The 20,300-nt window shown below is 69.2% G+C and carries 20 protein-coding genes; 14 read left to right on the top strand and 6 right to left on the bottom strand.

Features of this window, described 5'->3' with window-relative positions:
• Positions 1 to 4: 4 nt before the first annotated feature.
• From BLV94_RS15415 to BLV94_RS15375, 9 genes are all read left to right on the top strand, one after another.
• Positions 5 to 910, top strand: a complete 906-nt coding sequence (locus BLV94_RS15415) for an acetaldehyde dehydrogenase (acetylating) (protein ID WP_208613740.1) — start codon at positions 5 to 7, stop codon at positions 908 to 910.
• Between the two features lie 38 nt (positions 911 to 948).
• Positions 949 to 2,007, top strand: a complete 1,059-nt coding sequence (gene dmpG, locus BLV94_RS15410) for a 4-hydroxy-2-oxovalerate aldolase (RefSeq protein ID WP_072940841.1) — start codon at positions 949 to 951, stop codon at positions 2,005 to 2,007.
• Positions 2,008 to 2,047: 40 nt separating this feature from the next.
• The gene (locus tag BLV94_RS15405) at positions 2,048 to 3,226 is read left to right on the top strand and encodes an acyl-CoA dehydrogenase family protein (protein ID WP_072940838.1); all 1,179 of its coding nucleotides are present in this window, start codon (positions 2,048 to 2,050) and stop codon (positions 3,224 to 3,226) included.
• A gap of 87 nt (positions 3,227 to 3,313) precedes the next feature.
• Positions 3,314 to 4,225, top strand: a complete 912-nt coding sequence (gene bphC, locus BLV94_RS15400) for a biphenyl-2,3-diol 1,2-dioxygenase (protein ID WP_072940835.1) — start codon at positions 3,314 to 3,316, stop codon at positions 4,223 to 4,225.
• Positions 4,222 to 5,373 carry an alpha/beta hydrolase family protein gene (locus tag BLV94_RS15395; RefSeq protein ID WP_072940833.1) on the top strand — a complete coding sequence of 384 codons (1,152 nt, stop codon included), beginning with the start codon at positions 4,222 to 4,224 and terminating at the stop codon, positions 5,371 to 5,373. Before bphC ends, BLV94_RS15395 begins: the two co-directional genes overlap by 4 nt.
• Before the next feature lie 78 nt (positions 5,374 to 5,451).
• Positions 5,452 to 5,838 carry a hypothetical protein gene (locus BLV94_RS15390; protein ID WP_072940830.1) on the top strand — a complete coding sequence of 129 codons (387 nt, stop codon included), beginning with the start codon at positions 5,452 to 5,454 and terminating at the stop codon, positions 5,836 to 5,838.
• Between the two features lie 3 nt (positions 5,839 to 5,841).
• Entirely contained in the window at positions 5,842 to 6,219 is a 378-nt protein-coding gene (locus BLV94_RS15385; protein WP_083395581.1) for a PEP-utilizing enzyme, read from the top strand.
• On the top strand, positions 6,219 to 6,818 hold the full coding sequence (locus tag BLV94_RS15380) for a helix-turn-helix domain-containing protein (RefSeq protein WP_072940827.1): 600 nt from the start codon (positions 6,219 to 6,221) through the stop codon (positions 6,816 to 6,818). Before BLV94_RS15385 ends, BLV94_RS15380 begins: the two co-directional genes overlap by 1 nt.
• A 19-nt stretch (positions 6,819 to 6,837) precedes the next feature.
• Entirely contained in the window at positions 6,838 to 7,674 is an 837-nt protein-coding gene (locus BLV94_RS15375; RefSeq protein ID WP_072940825.1) for a DUF427 domain-containing protein, read from the top strand.
• 16 nt (positions 7,675 to 7,690) lie between these two features.
• On the opposite strand, the gene BLV94_RS15370 is transcribed toward BLV94_RS15375, so the two are convergent.
• Both BLV94_RS15370 and BLV94_RS15365 read right to left on the bottom strand, forming a co-directional pair.
• Positions 7,691 to 8,917 carry a low temperature requirement protein A gene (locus BLV94_RS15370; protein WP_072941192.1) on the bottom strand — a complete coding sequence of 409 codons (1,227 nt, stop codon included), beginning with the start codon at positions 8,915 to 8,917 and terminating at the stop codon, positions 7,691 to 7,693.
• Positions 8,918 to 8,987: 70 nt separating this feature from the next.
• Positions 8,988 to 9,803 (bottom strand): alpha/beta fold hydrolase, encoded by an 816-nt coding sequence (locus tag BLV94_RS15365; protein WP_072940823.1) that lies wholly within the window; start codon positions 9,801 to 9,803, stop codon positions 8,988 to 8,990.
• Positions 9,804 to 10,034: 231 nt separating this feature from the next.
• On the opposite strand from BLV94_RS15365, the gene BLV94_RS15360 reads away from it, so the two are divergent.
• Positions 10,035 to 10,820 (top strand): SDR family NAD(P)-dependent oxidoreductase, encoded by a 786-nt coding sequence (locus BLV94_RS15360; protein ID WP_072940821.1) that lies wholly within the window; start codon positions 10,035 to 10,037, stop codon positions 10,818 to 10,820.
• 11 nt (positions 10,821 to 10,831) lie between these two features.
• Here BLV94_RS15360 and BLV94_RS15355 read toward each other — a convergent pair whose 3' ends face one another.
• The 3 genes from BLV94_RS15355 to BLV94_RS15345 are packed head-to-tail and all read right to left on the bottom strand — an operon-like array spanning position 10,832 to position 13,042.
• Entirely contained in the window at positions 10,832 to 11,623 is a 792-nt protein-coding gene (locus BLV94_RS15355) for an SDR family NAD(P)-dependent oxidoreductase (RefSeq protein ID WP_072940818.1), read from the bottom strand.
• Positions 11,624 to 11,646: 23 nt separating this feature from the next.
• On the bottom strand, positions 11,647 to 11,901 hold the full coding sequence (locus BLV94_RS15350) for a hypothetical protein (protein WP_072940814.1): 255 nt from the start codon (positions 11,899 to 11,901) through the stop codon (positions 11,647 to 11,649).
• Positions 11,879 to 13,042 carry a 3-ketosteroid-9-alpha-monooxygenase, oxygenase component gene (locus BLV94_RS15345; RefSeq protein ID WP_072941189.1) on the bottom strand — a complete coding sequence of 388 codons (1,164 nt, stop codon included), beginning with the start codon at positions 13,040 to 13,042 and terminating at the stop codon, positions 11,879 to 11,881. Before BLV94_RS15345 ends, BLV94_RS15350 begins: the two co-directional genes overlap by 23 nt.
• A gap of 166 nt (positions 13,043 to 13,208) precedes the next feature.
• Here BLV94_RS15345 and hsaA point away from each other — a divergent pair, with 166 nt between their 5' ends.
• The gene (gene hsaA / locus BLV94_RS15340) at positions 13,209 to 14,375 is read left to right on the top strand and encodes a 3-hydroxy-9,10-secoandrosta-1,3,5(10)-triene-9,17-dione monooxygenase oxygenase subunit (RefSeq protein WP_072940812.1); all 1,167 of its coding nucleotides are present in this window, start codon (positions 13,209 to 13,211) and stop codon (positions 14,373 to 14,375) included.
• Here the strand turns inward: hsaA and BLV94_RS15335 are convergent, their stop codons facing one another.
• Complete coding sequence (locus tag BLV94_RS15335) at positions 14,376 to 15,914, bottom strand: FAD-dependent oxidoreductase (protein ID WP_072940810.1); 1,539 nt, start codon at positions 15,912 to 15,914, stop codon at positions 14,376 to 14,378. It lies immediately after the preceding gene.
• A 184-nt stretch (positions 15,915 to 16,098) separates the two neighbouring features.
• On the opposite strand from BLV94_RS15335, the gene BLV94_RS15330 reads away from it, so the two are divergent.
• The 3 genes from BLV94_RS15330 to BLV94_RS15320 all read left to right on the top strand — a co-directional run bounded on the left by BLV94_RS15330 (position 16,099) and on the right by BLV94_RS15320 (position 20,299).
• A complete protein-coding gene (locus tag BLV94_RS15330) occupies positions 16,099 to 16,710 on the top strand; it encodes a TetR/AcrR family transcriptional regulator (protein ID WP_072940808.1) in 612 nt (203 codons plus the stop codon).
• 201 nt (positions 16,711 to 16,911) lie between these two features.
• Complete coding sequence (locus BLV94_RS15325) at positions 16,912 to 18,075, top strand: steroid 3-ketoacyl-CoA thiolase (protein WP_072940805.1); 1,164 nt, start codon at positions 16,912 to 16,914, stop codon at positions 18,073 to 18,075.
• A gap of 22 nt (positions 18,076 to 18,097) precedes the next feature.
• Complete coding sequence (locus BLV94_RS15320) at positions 18,098 to 20,299, top strand: acyl-CoA dehydrogenase family protein (protein ID WP_072940802.1); 2,202 nt, start codon at positions 18,098 to 18,100, stop codon at positions 20,297 to 20,299.
• The last annotated feature ends 1 nt before the right edge of the window (position 20,300 follow it).

The following is a 20,300-nucleotide window of genomic DNA, read 5'->3' as shown; positions in this document are numbered from 1 at the left end:
GACAATTGTGACCAAGGCTCTCGCCGCGATCGTCGGATCCGGCAACATCGGCACCGACCTGATGTACAAACTCCTCCGCTCGGAAATCATCGAGCCCCGCTGGATGATCGGCGTCGACCCCGACAGCGAGGGACTGAAGCGCGCCGCTGACCGGGGTGTGATCGCCAGCGCCGAGGGCGTCGACTGGCTGCTCGCCCAGGACGAGCGCCCCGACATCGTCTTCGAGGCCACCTCCGCCTACGTGCACCGGGCGAACGCCCCCCGCTACCGGGAACTCGGCATCCAGGCGGTCGACCTCACCCCCGCCGCGCTCGGACCCGCGGTCGTGCCCGCCGTGAACATGGGCGAGCACCGCACCGCACCGAACGTCAACCTCATCACGTGCGGCGGCCAGGCGACCATCCCCATGGTCCATGCCGTCTCCCGGATCACCGACGTCGCGTACGCCGAGATCGTCGCCAGCGTGGCCTCGCCGTCCGCGGGCCCGGGTACCCGCGCGAACATCGACGAGTTCACGATCACCACGAGCCGGGGCATCGAGACGATCGGCGGGGCGAAGAAGGGTAAGGCGATCATCATCCTGAACCCGGCCGAGCCGCCGATGTTCATGAAGGACACCGTGTTCTGCTCCATCCCCGCCGACGCCGACCGCGGCGCCATCACCGCGTCCATCCACGACGTCGCGGCGTCCGTGCAGGCGTACGTCCCCGGCTACCGTCTGCGCGCCGAACCGCAATTCGACGATCCGACGCCGATCAGCGGAGGACTCGCCCGCGTCGGCATCTTCCTCGAGGTCGAAGGCGCCGGCGACTTCCTGCCGCCCTATTCCGGCAACCTCGACATCATGACCGCCGCCGCCACCAAGGTCGGCGAGAGCTTCGCGACGCAGATCCTCGGCGCGAGCGTCTGAGCGCGTCCGCCCCACATTCACTCTTCGAAGGAATACCGATGCCTTACAGTGCCGATCTCGACATCCGGGTGACGGACTCGTCGCTGCGCGACGGCTCCCACGCCAAGCGACACCAGTTCACCGTCGACCACGTCCGCTCCATCGTCGGGGCGCTCGACGCCGCCGGCGTTCCGGTCATCGAGGTCACCCACGGCGACGGACTCGGCGGTTCCTCGTTCAACTACGGATTCAGCCACACCCCGGAACAGGAACTGATCAAGGCCGCGGTGGAGACGGCAACGCGTGCCAGGATCGCGTTCCTCATGCTCCCCGGACTGGGTGTCCAGTCCGACATTCGGGAGGCCGCGGACAACGGCGCGAGCATCTGCCGCATCGCCACGCACTGCACCGAAGCCGACATCTCCGTGCAGCACTTCGGGCTCGCCCGCGAACTCGGGCTGGAGACGGTCGGGTTCTTGATGATGTCTCACAGCCGGCCGCCGGAGGTTCTCGCGCAGCAGGCGCGGATCATGGCGGATGCCGGCTGCCAGTGCGTCTACGTGGTGGACTCGGCCGGGGCGCTGATCCTGAACGCCGTCAGCGACCGCGTGTCCGCCCTGGTGGCCGAACTCGGCGACGACGCACAGGTTGGATTCCACGGCCACGAGAACCTCGGCCTCGGTGTCGCCAACTCGGTGCTCGCCGTCGAGGCGGGCGCCTTGCAGATCGACGGCTCCACCCGGCGCTTCGGCGCCGGCGCGGGCAATACCCCGGTCGAGGCGTTCGCCGCCGTCACCGAGAAACTCGGAATCCGCACCGGCATCGACACTCTGAAGATCATCGACGCCGCCGAGGACGTCGTCCGGCCGATCATGGACGGCGACTGCCTGCTCGACCGGCTGTCGCTGACCATGGGTTACGCGGGCGTGTACTCCAGCTTCCTCAAGCACGCCGACTCCCACGCCCGCCGGTACGGCGTGTCCGGTGCGGAAATCCTCATCGAGGCCGGCAGGCGCGAGCTGGTCGGCGGTCAGGAAGACCAGCTGATCGAAATCGCCCTCGGCCTCGCGGACCGGCAGTCCGCGGAACCTGCAGTCGCCGAGAAGAAGTCCGCCTAGGCGTTCCGCCGGGTACCGACACCAGAAAGCCGAGATCATCATGGGCCAGGTTCTTGACAGGATCGAACAGTACGCGGACGAGATCCGCGCGGAAGGCACCGAGGGCGACAAGCTGATGCGCCTGTCGGACACGTCCGCGAAACGGTTGCGCGACTCCGGGGTGATGCGGATGCTGCAACCCAAGGAATACGGCGGCTACGAATCGCATCCGCGCGAGTTCGCGGAGACCGCGATGGGCATCGGCGCCATCGACGGAGCCGCGGGCTGGGTCAGCGGCATCGTCGGCGTCCACCCGTGGGAACTGGCGTTCTTCGACCGCACCGCGCAGGACGAGGTGTGGGGCGAGGACTCCGACATGTGGATGGCGTCGCCGTACGCCCCGATGGGGGTGGCCGTGCCCGTCGACGGCGGCTACGTCCTCAACGGACGGTGGTCGTTCTCCTCGGGCACCGACCACTGCGGGTGGGTCATGATCGGCGCCGCGGTCGGCGACCGAGACGGCAACCGGGTGATGCCACCCAAGATCCTGCATGTGCTGCTTCCACGCTCGGACTACGACATCGACCAGGACAGCTGGAACGTCGTCGGACTGCGCGGCACCGGATCCAAGGACCTGATCGTCAAGGACGCATTCATCCCGCAGCACCGGACACTGCAGGCCGACAAGGTCTTCGACGGGTCCGCGCCGAAAGAGTTCGGCCGCACCCAGACGCTCTACAACTTCCCGTTCTCGTGCATCTTCCCGCTCGGCATCACGTCCTCGCTCATCGGCATCGCCGAGGGCGCGCTGGCCTGCCACCTGAACGCGCAACGCGAACGCGTCACCGTCTCCGGGACCCCGATCAAGGACGACCCCTACGTGCTGTTCGCGATCGGCGAGGCGGCCGCGGAGATCGCGGCGTCCCGCGCGGCGATCCTGGAGACGGTCGACCGGTTCTGGGACATGACCGAGAAGGGGCAGGACATCTCGTTCGAACTCCGCTCCATCGGTCGGCGCACCCAGACGGCCGCCGCCTGGCGGGCGGTGCGCGCCGTCGACGAGATCTTCGCGCGCTCCGGCGGCGGTGCGCTCCAACTGAAGACGCCCATGCAGCGTTTCTGGCGGGACGCCCACGCCGGCCTGTCCCACGCCATCCACGTGCCGGGCTCGATCTTCCACTCCTCGGCCCTCACCCAGCTCGGCGGCGAACCCCAGGGCATCCACCGCTCGATGATCTAGGCGCTTCGCGCCCGTGCGCCTTTTTGGTCGCTCCAGCTACCAGAAAGGCGCACGGGTGGCGGAGCCGCCTCCAGGAAAGGACTTCACATGACCGACATTCGAGGGCTCGGCTACCTGCGGATCCAGACGAAGGACGTGCCACGCTGGCAGGAGCTGGTGGTGGAGGGGCTGGGCATGGCCGTCGGTTCCGGCCCCGAGCCCGGCGGCCTGTACCTGCGCGTCGACGAGCGACGGTCGCGGCTGATCGTCCTGCCCGGCGACACGGACAAGGCGCTCGCCGTGGGCTGGGAGGTGCGCGACCAGTTCGCCCTCCAGCGAGTGCGGGAGCAGGTGGAGAAGTCGGGCGTCACGGTCGACGTCCTGTCCGAGGAGGAGTCGCGCTACCGCGACGCCGAGCAGGTGATCGCGTTCGACGATCCGTCCGGCACCCGGGTGGAGGTGTTCTTCGGGCCCGTGCTCGACCACAGTCCCGTCGTCACCCCGCACGGGGGCCGCTTCGTCACCGGCGCACAGGGGCTGGGCCACGTGGTCCTCCCGACGCCGGCGTTCGAGGAGGCCTACACGTTCTACACCGAGGTGCTGGGGTTCCTGCCCCGCGGCGCGATCCGGCTCGGACCGGCCGACGCCCAGGGACCGGCCCGCCGCGTGCGGTTCATGGGCGTCAACCAGCGCCATCACAGCCTCGCGTTGTGCCCCGCGCCGCACAGCGGCGAACCCGGGATGGTGCACCTGATGACGGAGGTCGACTCCCTCGACGCCGTCGGCCAGGCACTCGACCGGCTCGGCAAGCTCGGCTTCTCCATCTCGTCGACCCTCGGCCGTCACACCAACGACCGCATGGTGTCGTTCTACGTGCGCGCCCCCGGCGGCTGGGACCTCGAATTCGGCACGGAGGGCATGTTGGTCGACGAGGCGCACTACACCGCCGAGGAGATCACCGCGGACAGTTACTGGGGCCACGACTGGTCGGGTTCCGAGCCGCTGGCGGCGTTCTCATGACGGTCTCGCGCGCCCGCATCGGCGCGGTGGCCGCACTCGTCCTCCTCGGCGGAAGTGCCTGTTCCAGTGCGGCATCCGAGACGGTCAACGACACGTCGCCCCGGCCGGGTCAACTCCTGTCGGCCCGCTCCGTGGACGATGGTCCCGCGCTGCCGAGCGCCGGACGGAACGAGGTGATCACCTACGCGTCGCAGGACGGCAACGGCGACCCCGTCGTGGTGTCGGGCACCGTGTCGATTCCCCGCACGCCGGCGCCCGAGGGTGGGTATCCGGTGATCAGCTGGGCGCACGGCACCACGGGCGTCGCGGACGCCTGCGCCCCGTCCGCGGATTTCGCGGGCGGCCCCGCCCACAGTTATCTCTCCGGGGTGAATGCGTCCCTCGACGACTGGGTGGCGAAGGGGTACGCGGTGGTGAGCACGGACTACCAGGGTCTGGGCACGCCGGGAATCCATCCGTACATCAACGGTGACACGGAGGCGAACGCCGTCGTGGACATCGTCCGCGCCGCCCGCGACGTGGATCCGGCGGTCGGCTCGACGTGGTTCGTGATCGGGCACAGCCAGGGTGGGCAGGCGGCGCTGTTCACCGCCGCGCAGGCCGGGGAGCGTGCCCCGGAACTGCATCTCGGCGGTGCGGTGGCGATCGCCCCGGGCAACGGGCTCGACCAGACGCCGCAGTACTTCCGCTCGGGTGTGCCGGGTATCGAAGCGGCCGAGGCGTTCCTCCCGCTGATCCTCCTCGGCGCGCAGGCCGCCGATCCCGCGATCGACCCGTCGGCGCTGTTGACGGAGCAGGCGCAACCGCTGCTGACGGCGGCGCGGACCGGGTGCATCGACGACATCCGGAAGGTGCCGCCCGTGCCTGCGGGTCAGGTCTTCCGCCCCGACGCCGACCTGGGGCCGCTGACGGAGTACCTGGGCCGCCAGGAGCCGTCGAGGGTTCACGTGCAGGTCCCGACGCTGGTCGCGCAGAGTTCCGGTGACCTGGTGGTGAGCAAACCGTCGACGGATCTGATGGTGAAGACGTTGCAGGACAACGGGAACGAACTCACGTATCGGACGTACGAGGGTGCGGACCATCGCGGGACGATCGGGGCGTCGCAGCAGGACGCGCAGGATTTCGTCGCCGGGATCCTCGCCCGCTGAGGGTGCCGGGACCTCACCGGACGACACGACCATCAACAGTCTGTTGACAACAGACTGTTGATGGCGTGAAGTGGTCGGGTGACCACCGACGACCAGACACACGCGGCAGAGCTTGATTCGGCACGCTCGACGCTGAACCAGGCCGGTGCCGCGAGGCTCGAGCGGCGTCCGTGGGAGCATCCCGGGCAGCCGAGGTCGGACACCGACCTCGTCAGGTTCGCGGCGTGGGCCGGCCGGGATGCGCAGGGCACGGACCCGGCTGTGGTCGCGGCAGGGCTACGGCTGCTGTCTTCGGCGCGGGTCGAGCTCGACCAGATCGAGGCCGGTCTGCTGTTCGCCGCCCGCAGCAGTGGGCTGACCTGGCCGCAGATCGCGGAGGCGCTCGGCCTGGGGACGGCTCAGGCCGCCCAGCAGCGCCTGAACCGGGTCTTTGCCAGAGCCGGCGACCGCGACGCGGAGGCATGAGCTGTGCCGATTCTCCCCCTGCCGGACGCGTCGGAGCGATACGGTGACACTCTGCTGACGGGCGTCGCAGCCAGCCCGGGAACCGCCGTCGGCCCTGCGCGGATCATCGGCGGCCTGGACGACTTCGTCCGTTTCCGCTCGGGCGACGTCCTGGTCTGCCGAACGACCGCGCCGGCGTGGACCCCGCTGCTGGCCCTCGCGTGCGCGGTGGTCACCGAGACCGGCGGTGTGCTGGCGCACGCCGCGATCGTGGCCCGTGAGTTCGGCATCCCTGCCGTCCTGGCCGCGCCGATGGCCATGACCACCCTGACCGGCGGCCTGCTGGTCCGCGTGGACGGCACGCACGGGCACGTCGCTGTTCCGAACGCCGGGGGGATCTGATGCCGCACCGCACTCCGACGGACATTCTGGTGTTGCACGCCGTGCGGATCCTGGGCTACGCCGAGACCGCGCGCATCGCCGCCCGTTTCGACCTGTCTGTCGAGACGACCGTCGAGCACCTGCTCGATGCCCAGGCCCGTGGGTGGGTCACCCGCACCCCCTTCGCCGAGGACAGCGGCTGGTCCCTGACCGATCTCGGGAAGGCGCACGGCGAAAGACTGCTCGCCGCCGACCTCGACCGGTGCGGGATCCGTGCCGTGGTGGTGCAGGTCCACCGGGAGTTCCTGCCGCACAACGTCGCCGTCGCGGACGCGTGCACCGCCTGGCAGTTGGCCGAGCTGGGTATCGGCGAGGCCATCGTGACCCTCGACGAGACCACCACCCGCCTGGGAATCGCGGCGGACGCCCTGGCCGATTTCGAGACGCGCCTGGTTGCGGGCACGGACCGATTCGCCGGCTACCAGCAGCGGTTTGCCGACGCCGTCGGGCGGTCGAGCACGGATCCGGGCTGGATCACCGCGACCGACCGCGACTCCTGCCACCGCGTCTGGTTCGAGTTCCACGAGGACCTCATCGCGTCCCTCGGCCTGGCCCGGTAAGAGGCCTAGTCTCGAACTCATGGGCCTGCGACTGCGCGACACCGTCGGACATCAGCTACGCGAGCTTCGCTACGAGCCGACGGCGAAGCGGATCCGTGCCGAGCTGAACGGGACCACGGTGGTCGACAGTGACCGTGCGGTCCTCGTCTGGGAACCGCGGCGCGTCGTTCCCACCTACGCGGTGCCGGCGGAGGATATCGCCGCGGAGTTGTCGCCGGAGCCACCGGGTTCGGTGCAGGCCGACGGCGACGTCGGCTTCGCGCTGCCGGACGTGACGACGATGCCGGTGCTCGATCCGCGGATACCGTTCTCGGTGCACAGTGCGGAGGGCGAGCCCGTCGCGATCCGCATCGACGGAGCACGGTACGCCCTGGGGTTCCGGCCCGGCGACGACGAACTGTCCAGCTACGTGGTTCTCGACTTCGACGGCTTCGACCGCTGGCTGGAGGAGGACGACGAGATCGTCGGCCATCCGCACGACCCGTTCCAGCGCATCGATGTTCGCCGCACGTCCCGCCACATCCGGGTGATGCTGGGCGACACCCTCCTCGCCGACACTCGGCGGGCGAAAATGCTGTTCGAAACACTGCTTCCGGTGCGCTACTACCTGCCGCCCGAAGACGTCGTCGCGGAACTGCAACCGAGTGCGACGACGACGTACTGCGCCTACAAGGGCAAGGCCGCCTACCGGTCCGCGGTCACCGCCGGCGGAGTGCTCCACGACATCGCGTGGCGATATGACGAGCCCCTCGTCGACGCGTCGGAAGTCCGGGGACTCGTGGCGTTCTTCGACGAGCGGCTCGATCTGATCGTCGACGGTGTGGCCCGGCCGCGGCCGGAAACGCCCTGGTCGTAGCGTTCGCTCCCTGGTCCTAGTCCTCGGCGGCGTCCGCGCCGTCGAGTGCGATCTCGAGTGCCCGGGCCTCGTGGGCGTGCCCGAGCAACTCGTATCCGACGACGGTGACGACCGGGGCCAGCATCACCACGATCAGGCACCACGCCATCGACACGCCCTGCGCCGCCAGCACGAGGGCGAGCGCGATCGTCGCCGCGGTCAGGACGAGGAGTAGGACGTGGAACGGGTCGGGAACCCGCAGCAGATACGTGTACAGCAGGTACACGGCCGCGAGGTAGATCGCGACGGGGACGGCGACGGCGAGCACCGTCGCCGTCGCGCCGATGTGGGAGGCGTGTTCGATGTAGTACGCCGCCACGTGCAACCCGGCCCCCACGGCGGCCAGCGCGGCGAAGACCACGATGTGGCTGTACCCCCAGACGAACGAGCGGCGGCGATACACCGCGAGCACCTCGGCCGACGGCAGGGTGTAGTACACCCACCACAGGCCGAACGTGAGTCCGATGCCCGCGACGGCGACGAGTATCGCATCGAGCGACCACCCCTGGTGTTCGACGACGGCGGACAGTGAGGCCACCGTGCCGATCACACCCTCGCCGAGCGTGATGATCACGAGCAGGCCGTGACGCTCGACGATGTGGTGTGCGTGCCAGGGTGTTCCGCCCTTGTACCGTTCGGCGATGACGGGGCTGCTCATCTCGACGAGGATGAGGACGGCGCCGAGGCCGAACGCGTACTCGACGGTGAGGGGTGCGATCGCCAGCGTCACCCAGCCGATCTGTGCGAAAACGAGCGCCGTGGCGTACGTCAGCGACGCCGAGCGGTGGTCGGGGTCGTGCCTGGCCGCGCGCAACCACTGGAACACCATGGCGACGCGCATGACGATGTACCCGGACACCATGACGGTGTTGTCGAGTTCGACTCCGCGGTCGATGGATGCGAACATCTGCGGCATGCCGAGCGCCATCACGATGACGCCGATCATCTGGATCATGGTGGTGACGCGGTAGATCCAGTCGTCGGTGTCGTAGGCCGAGGCGAACCAGGAGAAGTTGATCCAGGCCCAGATGGTCGAGAACATCGCGAACGAGAAACCCGCCAGCCCGGCGCCGACGTGTCCTTCGGCGAGGAGGTGGGCGAATTGATTGCCCGCGACACCGAACGCGACGACGAACGTCAGGTCGAACAGCAGCTCCAACGGCGTTGCCGCACGGTGTTCCTCGTCCGGATCGCGGCCGACCATCTTCTGGACGCGGTGGGCGAGGCTCCTGCCGTTCGATGCCGATTCTTCGGGCGCGTTCACGGCTGTGCAGTTACGGCGTCGCCTGGTCTGCCTGCACCACGAGGTCGGCGACAGCGACGGGCTGGGATACCAGGACGGCGTGCGACGCGGGAATCTCCGTGATCTGCGCCCCCGCCCGGGTGGCCATGAACCGCTCGGACGCCGCCGGAATCACCTGATCGTTCTGAGCGACCATGGCCCAGCTGGGAGTCGACGCCCACGACGGCGCACCGCTGGGTTCGAGGTTCGCCACCAGCGCGGCCGACCGCTGGTGCGCGAGCATGTCGGCGGCCGTCGCGTCGGACACGTCCGGCGCGAACACCCGATGGAAGTCGGCCGGGTTGATGTAGCCGTCGAGGTTCCTGCCCGCGATCCCGGTGGGATCGTTCTCGACGACCTTCACCTGCAGCACGGGCGGGAGCAGCTGGCTGCCGGGAAAGCGGATGGGGTCGAGGTTCAGCATCACCGGCTCGCCCTGCGCCGGGGCGAATGCCGCCACGTAGACGAGCGCCTCGACGTTCGGCGAGTGCACATTGGTGATGACGGCGCCGCCGTACGAGTGACCGACGAGCACCACCGGTCCCGGGATGTCCGCGAGCACCTTCTCGATGGCGGCGGAATCGTACGCCGGTCCGCGCAGCGGGTTGTCCGGGACGACGACTTCGTACCCGCGACCACGCAGGTCCGCGGCCACCGCGTCCCAGCTGGTCGTGTCGGCGAACGCGCCGTGGACCAGCACCACCGTCGGCAGATCCTGGGCGACGGCCGGTCCGGCCCCGACGGTGAGCGTACCGGCCGCGGCGATCGCGCACGCGGCGACGGCGGTTCGAAGTCGAAGAAGTCGCATCACTCGTCTCCCGGGTCAGGACGGAACACAGTGGTCAGGGGCGAAGGGGGCTGTGCGCCAACCTCTGTCGTACGACGAGAAGCAGTGTCGTACGACGGACGACGCCGTGGCCTGGCCCTTCGTCGCTGAGATTACTCGCCCGCAGCGCGGTCGGCATCATTTCGGCTAGCGTGAGCGGAGGGGGACATTCCGCTCGTCCGTGCACGCTCCGCCGTCGTCAGGAGGAACCCCATGGATCTCGCATTGCGCGGCACCGTCGCCGTGGTCACCGGAGCCAGCAAGGGTATCGGGCTCGCCATCACCCGGGCACTCGCCGCGGAAGGTGCCTTCGTGGTGGCGGGGGCGCGTTCGCCCGGCCCGGAACTGGAAGAACTCGTCCGCAGTGGAAACGTGGAGGCGGTGAGCGTCGACCTGTCGACCCCCACCGGCCCGGGCGAACTCGTTGCCGCCGCCGCTGCCCGTGGCAGTCTCGGCGTCGTCGTCAACAACGTCGGCGCCGCCCACCCGAGACTGACGGGCTTCCTCGACGTGACCGACGACGACTGGATCACGACGATGAATCTCAACCTGATGTCGGCGGTGCGGACGATCCGGGCCGCGCTGCCCGCGATGATCGCCGCGGGCCGGGGGAGCATCGTGACCACGAGTTCGGTCAACAGTTTCCTGCCCGATCCCACCGTCATCGACTACTGCGCGTCCAAGGCCGCGCTCACCAACTTCTCGAAAGCTCTGTCGAAAGAGGTGGGACCTTTGGGAATTCGGGTGAACACTGTCAGCCCCGGTCCCGTGTCGACCGCCCTGTGGCTCGGTGACGACGGGGTTGCCGCCACGGTGGCGCGCGCCGCGGGCGGCGAACCGGAGGCGGTGGCGGAGAGTGTCGCCAAACAGGCGGTCACGGGCCGGTTCACCCGCCCGGACGAGGTGGCGGATCTCGTCGTGTTCCTCGCGAGCGACCGGGCGGACAACGTGACGGGATCCGATTTCGTGATCGACGGCGGACTCGTCACCACCCTCTGACCGCCCACGGACTACCGGCGCCCCAGAAGTTTCCGCATGCCCTCGGCCGCGCCGCGCACGAGTGCGTCGCGGGGGAACCCGCTGCGCGTCTGCGCCGCGTCGTAGTTGCCGCCCGCCACCCAGACCGGCCCGTCGGCGAGGTGCGCGAGACCCTCCCGGGCCACGTCTTCGGGCTCGGCGACCTTCATCCCCGGCAGATCGAAGTTCAGGCCTGCCCGGACCATCGCCGGCGTGCGGGTGACGCCGAGAACGAGTTCGACCACGTGAACCCCGAACGGCGCCAGTTCGAGCCAGAGGCTTTCCGCGAAGATCCGGCCGAACGCCTTCGACGCGGCGTAGATGCTCTGATCTTCCGACCCCAGATAGCCGGCCAGCGAACCGACCAGCACGATCCCGCCCCGGCCGCGGTCCTTCATCCTCGTGCCGAAATGCTGCGACAGGTGCAGTTGAGAGGTGATGTTCAGGTCGATGACGCGCTGGAAGCCGGCGAGGTCTCCGCTGACGAACTCGTGCCCGTAACTGTTGGCTCCGGCGTTGAAGATCAGCAACCCGACCTCGACGTCGTCGGTGGCCGTGCGGATCCGGTCGAGGGCGTCCGGGTCGAGGAGATCGAGCGCGAGGGTGCGTACCAGGACGCCGTGCGCGCGGACCTTGGCGGCGGTCTCCTCGAGGGGGCCGGGCTTGCGGGCGATCAGCACGAGGTTGATCCCCGCTCGGCCGAGTTCCTCGGCGAAGCTCGCGCCGACACCCTCGGAGCCGCCTGCGATCACGGCCCACGGTCCGTAGTGATCGATGTCGATCATGATGTGTCCCTTCGGGAATGGTGTCAGTGAACGACGACGGGAGTCGGTACGGGGTCGGGATCGCGCACCGGCACGGCACCCGCCTGCGCGGCCCGGGTGATCGACGCGGTCAGCGCCGCGCACCCTTCCCGGGGAGCGCCGGGGCGTCCCGGTCCGGAGCCGCCGATCTCACGGCACCGGGAGCGGGCCGCGTCGTCCCACTGAATGGATGTGTGCTCCCAGCTGTTCTTCTGGACGAGGACCCGCGCGCCGCACTCAGTGCACTGCAGCGGCTGCATCGGCTTCGCGCGCCTTTCGTGCGAGGTTTTCTTCCACTTCCCGCTTCCACGATTCCACGGGCCGGGTGGTGTCGAGTTCGAACTCGAACCGCTCGGTCATCTTCGGCGTCACCGCGGCGACGTCGACGTAGAACTGCTCGTACCACCGTCGCAGCTGGTAGACCGGACCGTCCTCCTCACACAGCAGCGGATTCTCGATGCGGGTCTTGTTCTTCCAGATCTCGATGTCCTGCTCGAAACCCTTCGCGATGAACGTGCCGAAATTCTTCGCCATCGCGGTGGCCGCGTCGCCGTCGAGTTCCTTGGACTTCTTGACGATGATGCCGTACTGCAGCACGAACTTGTCGGCGCTGACGGGGTAGTGGCAGTTGATCAGCACGGAGTCGACGTCGTGCGTCTCGTACTGGTACGTCAGGTCGTCGACCATGAACGACGGTCCGAAATAGGTGGCGTCCGATCGGCTTCCGACCATCTTCGGCTGACCCGACGCGTGCGGGCGCATGTCCTCACGGGCCTGCCCGCGCATGAACTGGCTGGCGACGTGGCCCTCGAAGACGTTCTTGAAGTAGGTGGGGAACGAGAAGTGCACGTAGAAGAAGTGCGCCATGTCGACGATGTTGTCGACCACCTCGCGGCAGTTCGTGTCGACGGTGGTGCGGTACCAGACCCAGTCCGTCCACTCGTCGTCGAGGGCGCCGTCGATGCGGGGAATCGTGACGTCCGCGGGCGGCGGATTGCCTTCCGGATCGTTCCACACGAACAGCATCCCGTCCTGGTCCAGCGCGTGCCACGACCGGGTTCGCGCGAGCGGCGGCACCCGGCGCGCGTACGGAATCTTCTTGCACCGGCCGTTGCTTCCCCACCGCCAGTCGTGGAACGGGCACGCCACCTCGTCGCCCTTGACGGTGCCCTGGCTCAGATCGCCGCCCATGTGCCGGCAGTAGCCGTCGAGCACGGCGAGGTCGCCGGCACTGTCGGCGAAGACGACGAGTGTGGTGCCGAACGCCTCGACGGAGTGCGGCTTGCCGTCCCGGAATGCCTCGGACAATCCGATGCAGTGCCATCCACGGGCGAATCGGGTGGGCGCTGCGCCGGCGTCGATCTCGCGTACCTCGACTGTCTCGGACTGTTGGGTGGTCACGATGCGTCCCGTCCTCTCCTGGGCTTGTGCGGTGCCCTGCACGCTAAGTGAGCGTCGACGGCCCGCATCGCGTGGTCCCACTGGACGGGACCGCGCGGACGGCGGCGTTTCCCGTTGAGCGAGACGCATATCCACGCGCGGGTGCGATCGCCCTACCCTCCGACAGATGACGAACGAGGTCCTCAGATCGGTCCGCGGGCTGCTGCCGACGATCGCGGAGTACGCGGACAAGGTCGACGAGTCGCGGCGGGTGTCCGAGCAGGTGATCCGTGAACTCGGCGACACCGGATTGTTCAAGATGCTGCAGCCCCGGCGGTACGGCGGCACCGAGAGCGATCCGGTGCATTTCTACGAGGTGGTGCGCGCCGTGTCGGGGGTGTGCGGCTCGACGGGCTGGCTGGCGTCCGTGCTCGGTGTGCACCCGTGGCACCTGGCCCTGTTCGACGACCGGGCACAACGCGACGTGTGGGGCCACGACGATTCGGTGCTCGTGTCGTCCGCCTACGCGCCCGTGGGGCGGCTCGTCCCGGTCGAGGGCGGATACCGGTTGACGGGGGACTGGGGCTTCTCCTCGGGCTGCGAGCACGCGTCGTGGGCGCTGCTCGGCGCGATGCTCGTCGGAACCGAGGGTCGCCCGGTCGATTTCATGACCGCACTGGTGCCGCGGTCGGACTACCGCATCCACGACGTGTGGGACGTGGTGGGGATGCGGGGCACCGCAAGCAACGAGATCAGCGCCCGGGACGTGTTCGTTCCCGACTACCGGATCAAGAGGAACTACGAGACGGCGCAACTGCGCGGTCCCGGGCAGAAGGTGAACCGGGGACCCCTGTACCGGCTGCCGTTCGCCACGCTCTTCACCACCGCCGTCGCGGCGCCCGGGGTCGGCATCGTCGCGGGATGTTACGAGCGCTATCTGACGGTCATGCGGGAACGGGTGCGACTCAGCCTCGGTGGCGGCAGATTCGTCGACGACCAGTTCGCCCAGGTCGCGGTCGCCCGGGCGGCGTCCGAGATCGATGCCGCAATCCTGCAGATGGATCGCAACGTGCGGGAACTGTGGGAGTTGGCCGAGGCCGGTGAGGAACTCCCCATGGGTCTGCGCCTGCGGGTGCGCCGCGATCAGGTCCGCGCCACCGAGCGGGCTCTCGAGGCGATCGACCTGCTGTTCAAGACCGCCGGCGGGAGTTCGCTGTTCCGCGGCAACGCCATCGAACGGTCGTGGCGCGACGCCCACGCGGGCAGTGCGCACGTGGGCAACGAGCCCGAACGCGCCCTCGCCTTGTTCGGCAGGGGTGCGTTCGGGCTCCCGGTGGAGGACAACCTCGTGTAATCAGCTCCGCATGTGCTGAACTGCCCGGTAGGAGAACACCATTGCGGTGCCGAGCGGCACGCCGGGGCCCGGGTAGAACCGGCCGCTGAGCGATGCGCTGGTGTTGCCCGCCGCATACAGTCCGTCGATGGGGGAGCCGTCGGCGCGCAGGACGCGGGCGTCGGCGTCGGTCCGGACGCCGCCCTTGGTGCCGAGGTCGCTGAGCACGATGCGGGCCGCATGGAACGGGCCCTGCGACACCGGGCTCAGCGCCGGGTTGGGCGGGGCGTCCGCACCCGTGCCGGGCGGGCAGAAGAAGTTGTCGTACGGATCCTCTCCCCGGTGGAACGCCTCGTCGACGCCGTGCTTGGCGAAGTCGTTGAACTGTTCGACGGTGCGGCGCAGAGCGTCCGCGGGGACGCCGATCTTCTCCGCGAGTTCCTCGATCGTGTCGGCCGACACCCAGGTGCCCGCCGCGTGGTGCTTCTCGGCGGAGATCTGCGGAATGGAGATGGCAGGCAACACGGGCCCGCCCTCCTTCGAGTCGAAGACGAGGTAGGACCCGGCGCCGCCGTGTTCGATCATCGCGCGGCCGAACTGGTCGTACGGCAGCGACTCGTTGAGGTACCGCTCTCCGGACGTGTCGACCAGAATCCCGCCGCGCACACCCACCATGAAAGCGCCGGAGCCGTCCGGAAGTTCGACGCCGGGGCACCACCACGCCTCGTCGAGCAGCGCGGTGTCCGCGCCGACCTCCACCGCCGCCTGCAGGAGGTCACCGGTGTTGGCGCCGCGCGGTCCCATGCTCCACTCGGCCCGGCCGGGCGTTCCGTTCTCGGTGCGCAGGGTCGCGCTGCCCTCGATGCCGCCCGCCGCGAGCAGCACGCCGCGGGTCGCCCGGATGCGGATCGTCTCACCGGCCGCATCCGTCGCCAGGGCGCCGACCACCCGGCCGTCCTCGACGATCAGCGCGCGGGCCGCGGTCTCGGTGCGCAGTTCCGCGTGCCCGGTGCCGTACAGGGCCATGAGGAGACGGCCGATCAGGGCACGACCCCCGTTCAGCGTTCCCTCGGGATGCGGTTCGCCGGCCCGATCGACGTCGGCCTCCGGCCGGATGACCTCACGAAGTTCCCCGACCTCGTCGCCCGGCAGATCGAGCGGGTTGATCGCGCGACCGTAGTCCATGCGGCCGGGTGCCTTGTAGTAGTCGGGGAATGCGCGCCACTCGAACTCGATGTGGGGATCGCGTTCGAGAAGTTCGACGACCTCGGGGGCGGTGGTGACGTACGCCTCCTGGCGGTCGATCTCCTCGTCTCCCACCACCGCGCGCAGGTACGTGCGCGCCTTGTCCGTGGAGTCGCCGATCCCGGCACGCTCCTGCACGGCGGTGCCCGGCAGCCACACCGCGGCGCCCGAGTACGCGGACGTGCCGCCGAACAGTGGGGTCTTCTCGAGGACGAGGGTGCGCAAACCCTGCGAAGCGGCCGTGTACGCGCCGGTCAGGGCGCCGCCCCCCGAACCGACCACCAGCACGTCGCACTCGGTTGTCCAGTCCTGCATCGTCGTTTCCTCCGTTGATGGTCTGTGGTGACTGACGGTCCAGTCGTGGGGTTCACGCAATCGCATCCGGGCGGCGTGCGGCACGTGCGGTCCCACTCACCGGACGAAATTCGAAGCTTTGCCGATCCAGTGCGAGAATCGACACCGGATCCGGGGCTGTGTGCGGAGTGAAGGGGGATCGAGGGTGCCGAGAATCGCCGAAGTGCGGGACGCTGCCGAACCGAGTTCGGAGGAACAGCGGGCCCGCCACGTCCGCATGCTCGAGGCCGCCGTCGAACTGGCGACCGAGAAGGAACTCGCCCGCGTCCAGATGCACGAGGTGGCCAAACGCGCCGGTGTCGCGATCGGGACGCTGTACCGGTACTTTCCGTCGAAGACGCACCTGTTCGTCGCGGTGATGGTCGACCAGATCGACCGGATGGGTGCCGGTTTCAAGAAGAGTGCGCCGCCCGGGGAATCGCCGCAGGACGCGGTGTACAACGTGCTCGTCCGGGCCACCCGCGGTCTGCTGCGCAGACCCGCGCTCTCCACGGCGATGATCCAGTCCACGAGCACCGCCAACGTGGCGTCCGTGCCGGACGCGGGGAAGGTCGACCGCGCGTTCCGGCAGATCATGCTGGACGCCGCCGGGATCGAACACCCGACGGAGGAAGACCTGACCGCGTTGCGCCTGCTGGTGCAGTTGTGGTTCGGCGTGATCCAGTCCTGCCTCAACGGCCGGGTCACCATTCCCGACGCCGAATCAGACATCCGCAAGGCGTGCGACCTGCTGCTGGTCGGTCTGTCGCACCGCTGACAGCTTGCCCGGCGGGGGCCGCCTCCCCGGCGCGCCCGAAATGAAATTCATTCCTGACTGCTGAGCAGGGTCGGAAACTGTCCTTCGCAAGACGAAGGGCATTGCTGTCTTTCAAGAAATAGAATAAATTCCAAAAATGAGCCGCGGACGTGTCCGCGAGCCAGAAGAACCCGAGCCAGAAGAACCCCAAGGGAGCGGAACATGGGCAACGCCGTCATCGTCGACGCGGCACGGACACCGATCGGGCGCCGGCGCGGAGCGCTGTCCGGACTGCACCCGGCCGAACTGCTCGGCGCCGCGCAGCGGGGCGTCCTCGAACGGGCCGGTGTCGCCCCGGAGGACGTCGGGCAGATCGTCGGCGGATGCGTCACCCAGGCCGGTGAGCAGTCCAACAACGTGACCCGGCAGGCGTGGCTGCACGCCGGCTTGCCGTACACGACGGCGGCCACGTCGATCGACTGCGCCTGCGGATCGTCCCAGCAGGCCGTGCACGTCGTGGCAGGTCTGATCGCGTCCGGCCAGATCTCCGCCGGAATCGGGTGCGGTGTCGAGGCGATGAGCCGGGTGTTCCTCGGCCAGGCCGCCACGCCGGAAACGGGCAACCCGTACCCCGGCGACTGGTCGATCGACATGGGCGACCAGTTCACGTCCGCCCAGCGGATCGCCGACCTGCGCGGGATCGAGCGTGGCGACGTCGACGCCCTCGGCCTCGAATCGCAACGACGCGCCGCACAGGCATGGGCGGAAGGACGGTTCGACCGCGAGATCGTGCCGGTCACCGCCCCCATCGTGGACAAGGCGGGCACACCCACCGGCGAATCCGCGGTCGTCACCCGGGACGGCGGACTGCGGGAGACGACGGCCGACGCCCTGGCCGCACTGAAGCCGGTGATCGACGGCCACATCCACACCGCGGGCAATTCGTCCCAGATCAGCGACGGCGCCGCCGCCGTTCTGCTCATGGACGAGGACCGTGCCCGCGAACTCGGATTGCGGCCGCGCGCGCGGATCGTCGCGTCCGGCATGGTCGGCTCCGACCCCTACTACCACCTCGACGGACCGATCGATTCCACGCGGATGGTCCTCGATCGCGCCGGAATGTCGCTGGACGACATCGATCTCGTCGAGATCAACGAGGCGTTCGCGTCCGTTGTGCTGTCGTGGGCGCAGGTGCACGGCGCCGACCTGTCGAAGGTCAACGTCAACGGCGGCGCCATCGCCCTCGGACATCCGGTGGGCTCCACCGGGGCCCGGCTGATCACCACCGCCCTGCACGAACTGGAACGCTCCGACACCGCCACCGCACTCGTCACGATGTGCGCCGGTGGCGCGCTGTCCACCGCAACCATCATCGAACGCATCTGAACCCCGAACGATCGAGGCCGACATGACAATGGGATTGACCGAAGAAGAGCGCGACCTCCGCGACTCGGTGCGAGGCTGGGCCACGCGAACCGTGACCCCGGCTGTGTTCCGGGAGGCCGTCGAGGCCAAGACCGAGCAGCGACCGCTGTTCTGGAAGTCGTTGGCGGAACTGGGCGTACTGGGACTGCACCTGCCGGAGGACGTGGGCGGTGCGGGCTGCGGACTGGTGGAACTGGCCGTGGTCACCGAGGAACTCGGCCGGGTCCTGCTGCCCGGGCCGTTCCTGCCGACCGTGCTGCTCGGCGCCGTCCTGCACGAGTCCGGCCGCACGGGCGAACTGTCCGGACTGGCCGACGGTGCGACCCTCGGCGCCGTGGCGCTGCAGCCGGGTTCGCTGCGCCTCGTCCGGGACGGCGGAGCGGTGACGCTGGACGGCGAGTCCGGGTACGTCCTCGGCGGGCAGGTGGGCGACCTGTTCCTGCTCGCGGCCGCGGACGGCGACGACACCGTGTTCGTGGCGCTCGCCCGCGACCGGCTCGACGTGACCGACCTGCCCAGCCACGACGTGGTGCGCCGCAACGCGACCGCGACGGTGAACGGCCTCGAGATCGCCGAAGCCGATGTCCTGCAGATCGATGCGCAGCGCGTTCGTGATCTGGCCGCGACGTTGTTCGCCGCCGAGGCGTCGGGCGTCGCCGACTGGGCCGTGACCACCGCCGCCGACTACGCCAGGGTGCGTCGGCAGTTCGGTCGTCCCATCGGCCAGTTCCAGGGCGTGAAGCACCGGGTGGCGCGGATGCTCGGCCTCGCGGAGCAGGCCCGCGTCTGCGCGTGGGATGCCGCCCGCGCGATGAATCCCGGAACAGGTACTGCGGAGGCGTCACTCGCCGCCGCGGTCGCCGGCGCCACCGCACCCGACGCGGCGTTCTCCGTCACCAAGGACTGCATCCAGGTGCTCGGGGGCATCGGCTACACCTGGGAACACGAGGCGCACCTGTACCTGCGCCGGGCGCAGTCGCTGCGGATCCTGCTGGGGTCCACCGCGTTCTGGCGGCGGCGCGTTGCCCGCGCGACGCTGGGCGGTGCCCGCCGGGTGCTCGGCATCGATCTGCCGCCGGAGGCCGCGGGCACCCGGGCCTGCGTCCGCGCGGAACTCACGTCCGCCGCGTCGCTGGGCGAGACGGAACGCAGAACGTACCTCGCCGAAAAGGGGTACACCGCACCGCACCTGCCCGCACCGTGGGGCAGGGGAGCGGGTGCCGTGGAACAACTCGTGATCGCCGAGGAACTGCGCGCGGCCGCGCTGAAGCCGCACGACATGATCATCGGCAACTGGGTGGTGCCCACGCTCATCGCGCACGGCAGCGAAAACCAATTGCAGCGCTTCGTGCCGCCGTCGCTGCGCGGCGACCTCGTCTGGTGTCAGCTGTTCTCCGAACCCGGCGCCGGATCGGACCTCGCAGGCCTGACCACCAGGGCCACGAAGGTGGACGGCGGCTGGATGCTGCAGGGGCAGAAAGTGTGGACGTCGATGGCCCGGGAGGCGGACTGGGGGATCTGCCTCGCCCGCACCGACGCCTCGGTTCCCAAACACAAGGGATTGTCGTACTTCCTGATCGACATGAAGGCGGGCGAGGGCCTGGACGTCCGGCCGCTGCGCGAGATCACCGGCGAGGCCCTGTTCAACGAGGTGTTCCTCGACGACGTCTTCGTCCCCGACGAACTCCTCGTGGGCGAACCGGGCGACGGCTGGAAGCTGGCCCGCACCACCCTCGCCAACGAACGCGTGTCGCTGTCGCACGACTCCTCGCTGGGTTCCGGTGGTGAGGCGCTGCTGACCCTGGCCGGTGAACTGCCCGGCGGCCTCGACGACGAGCAGTTGACCGTGCTCGGCAAGGTCCTCTGCGACGCGCAGTCCGGCGGGCTGATGGCACTGCGCACCACCCTGCGCTCGATCGCGGGCGGGCAACCGGGAGCCGAGTCGTCGATCGCGAAACTGCTCGGCGTCGAACACATCCAGCAGGTGTGGGAGGTGGCGATGGACTGGGCGGGACCGCGGGCCCTGCTCGGCGACCGGCCCCGCACGTCGGACGCGCAGATGTTCCTGAACTCGCAGTGCATGTCGATCGCGGGTGGCACCACCAACGTCCAGCTCAACATCATCGGCGAACGGCTGCTGGGGTTGCCCCGCGACCCCGAGCCCGGACAGGGAGCGGTGGCCTGAC

It is taken from the genome of Rhodococcus koreensis (genome assembly GCF_900105905.1).
Taxonomy (GTDB): Bacteria; Actinomycetota; Actinomycetes; order Mycobacteriales; family Mycobacteriaceae; genus Rhodococcus_F; species Rhodococcus_F koreensis.
The sequence above is the reverse complement of the archived record's forward strand: the minus strand, read 5'-3'. Positions and strand labels throughout refer to the sequence as shown.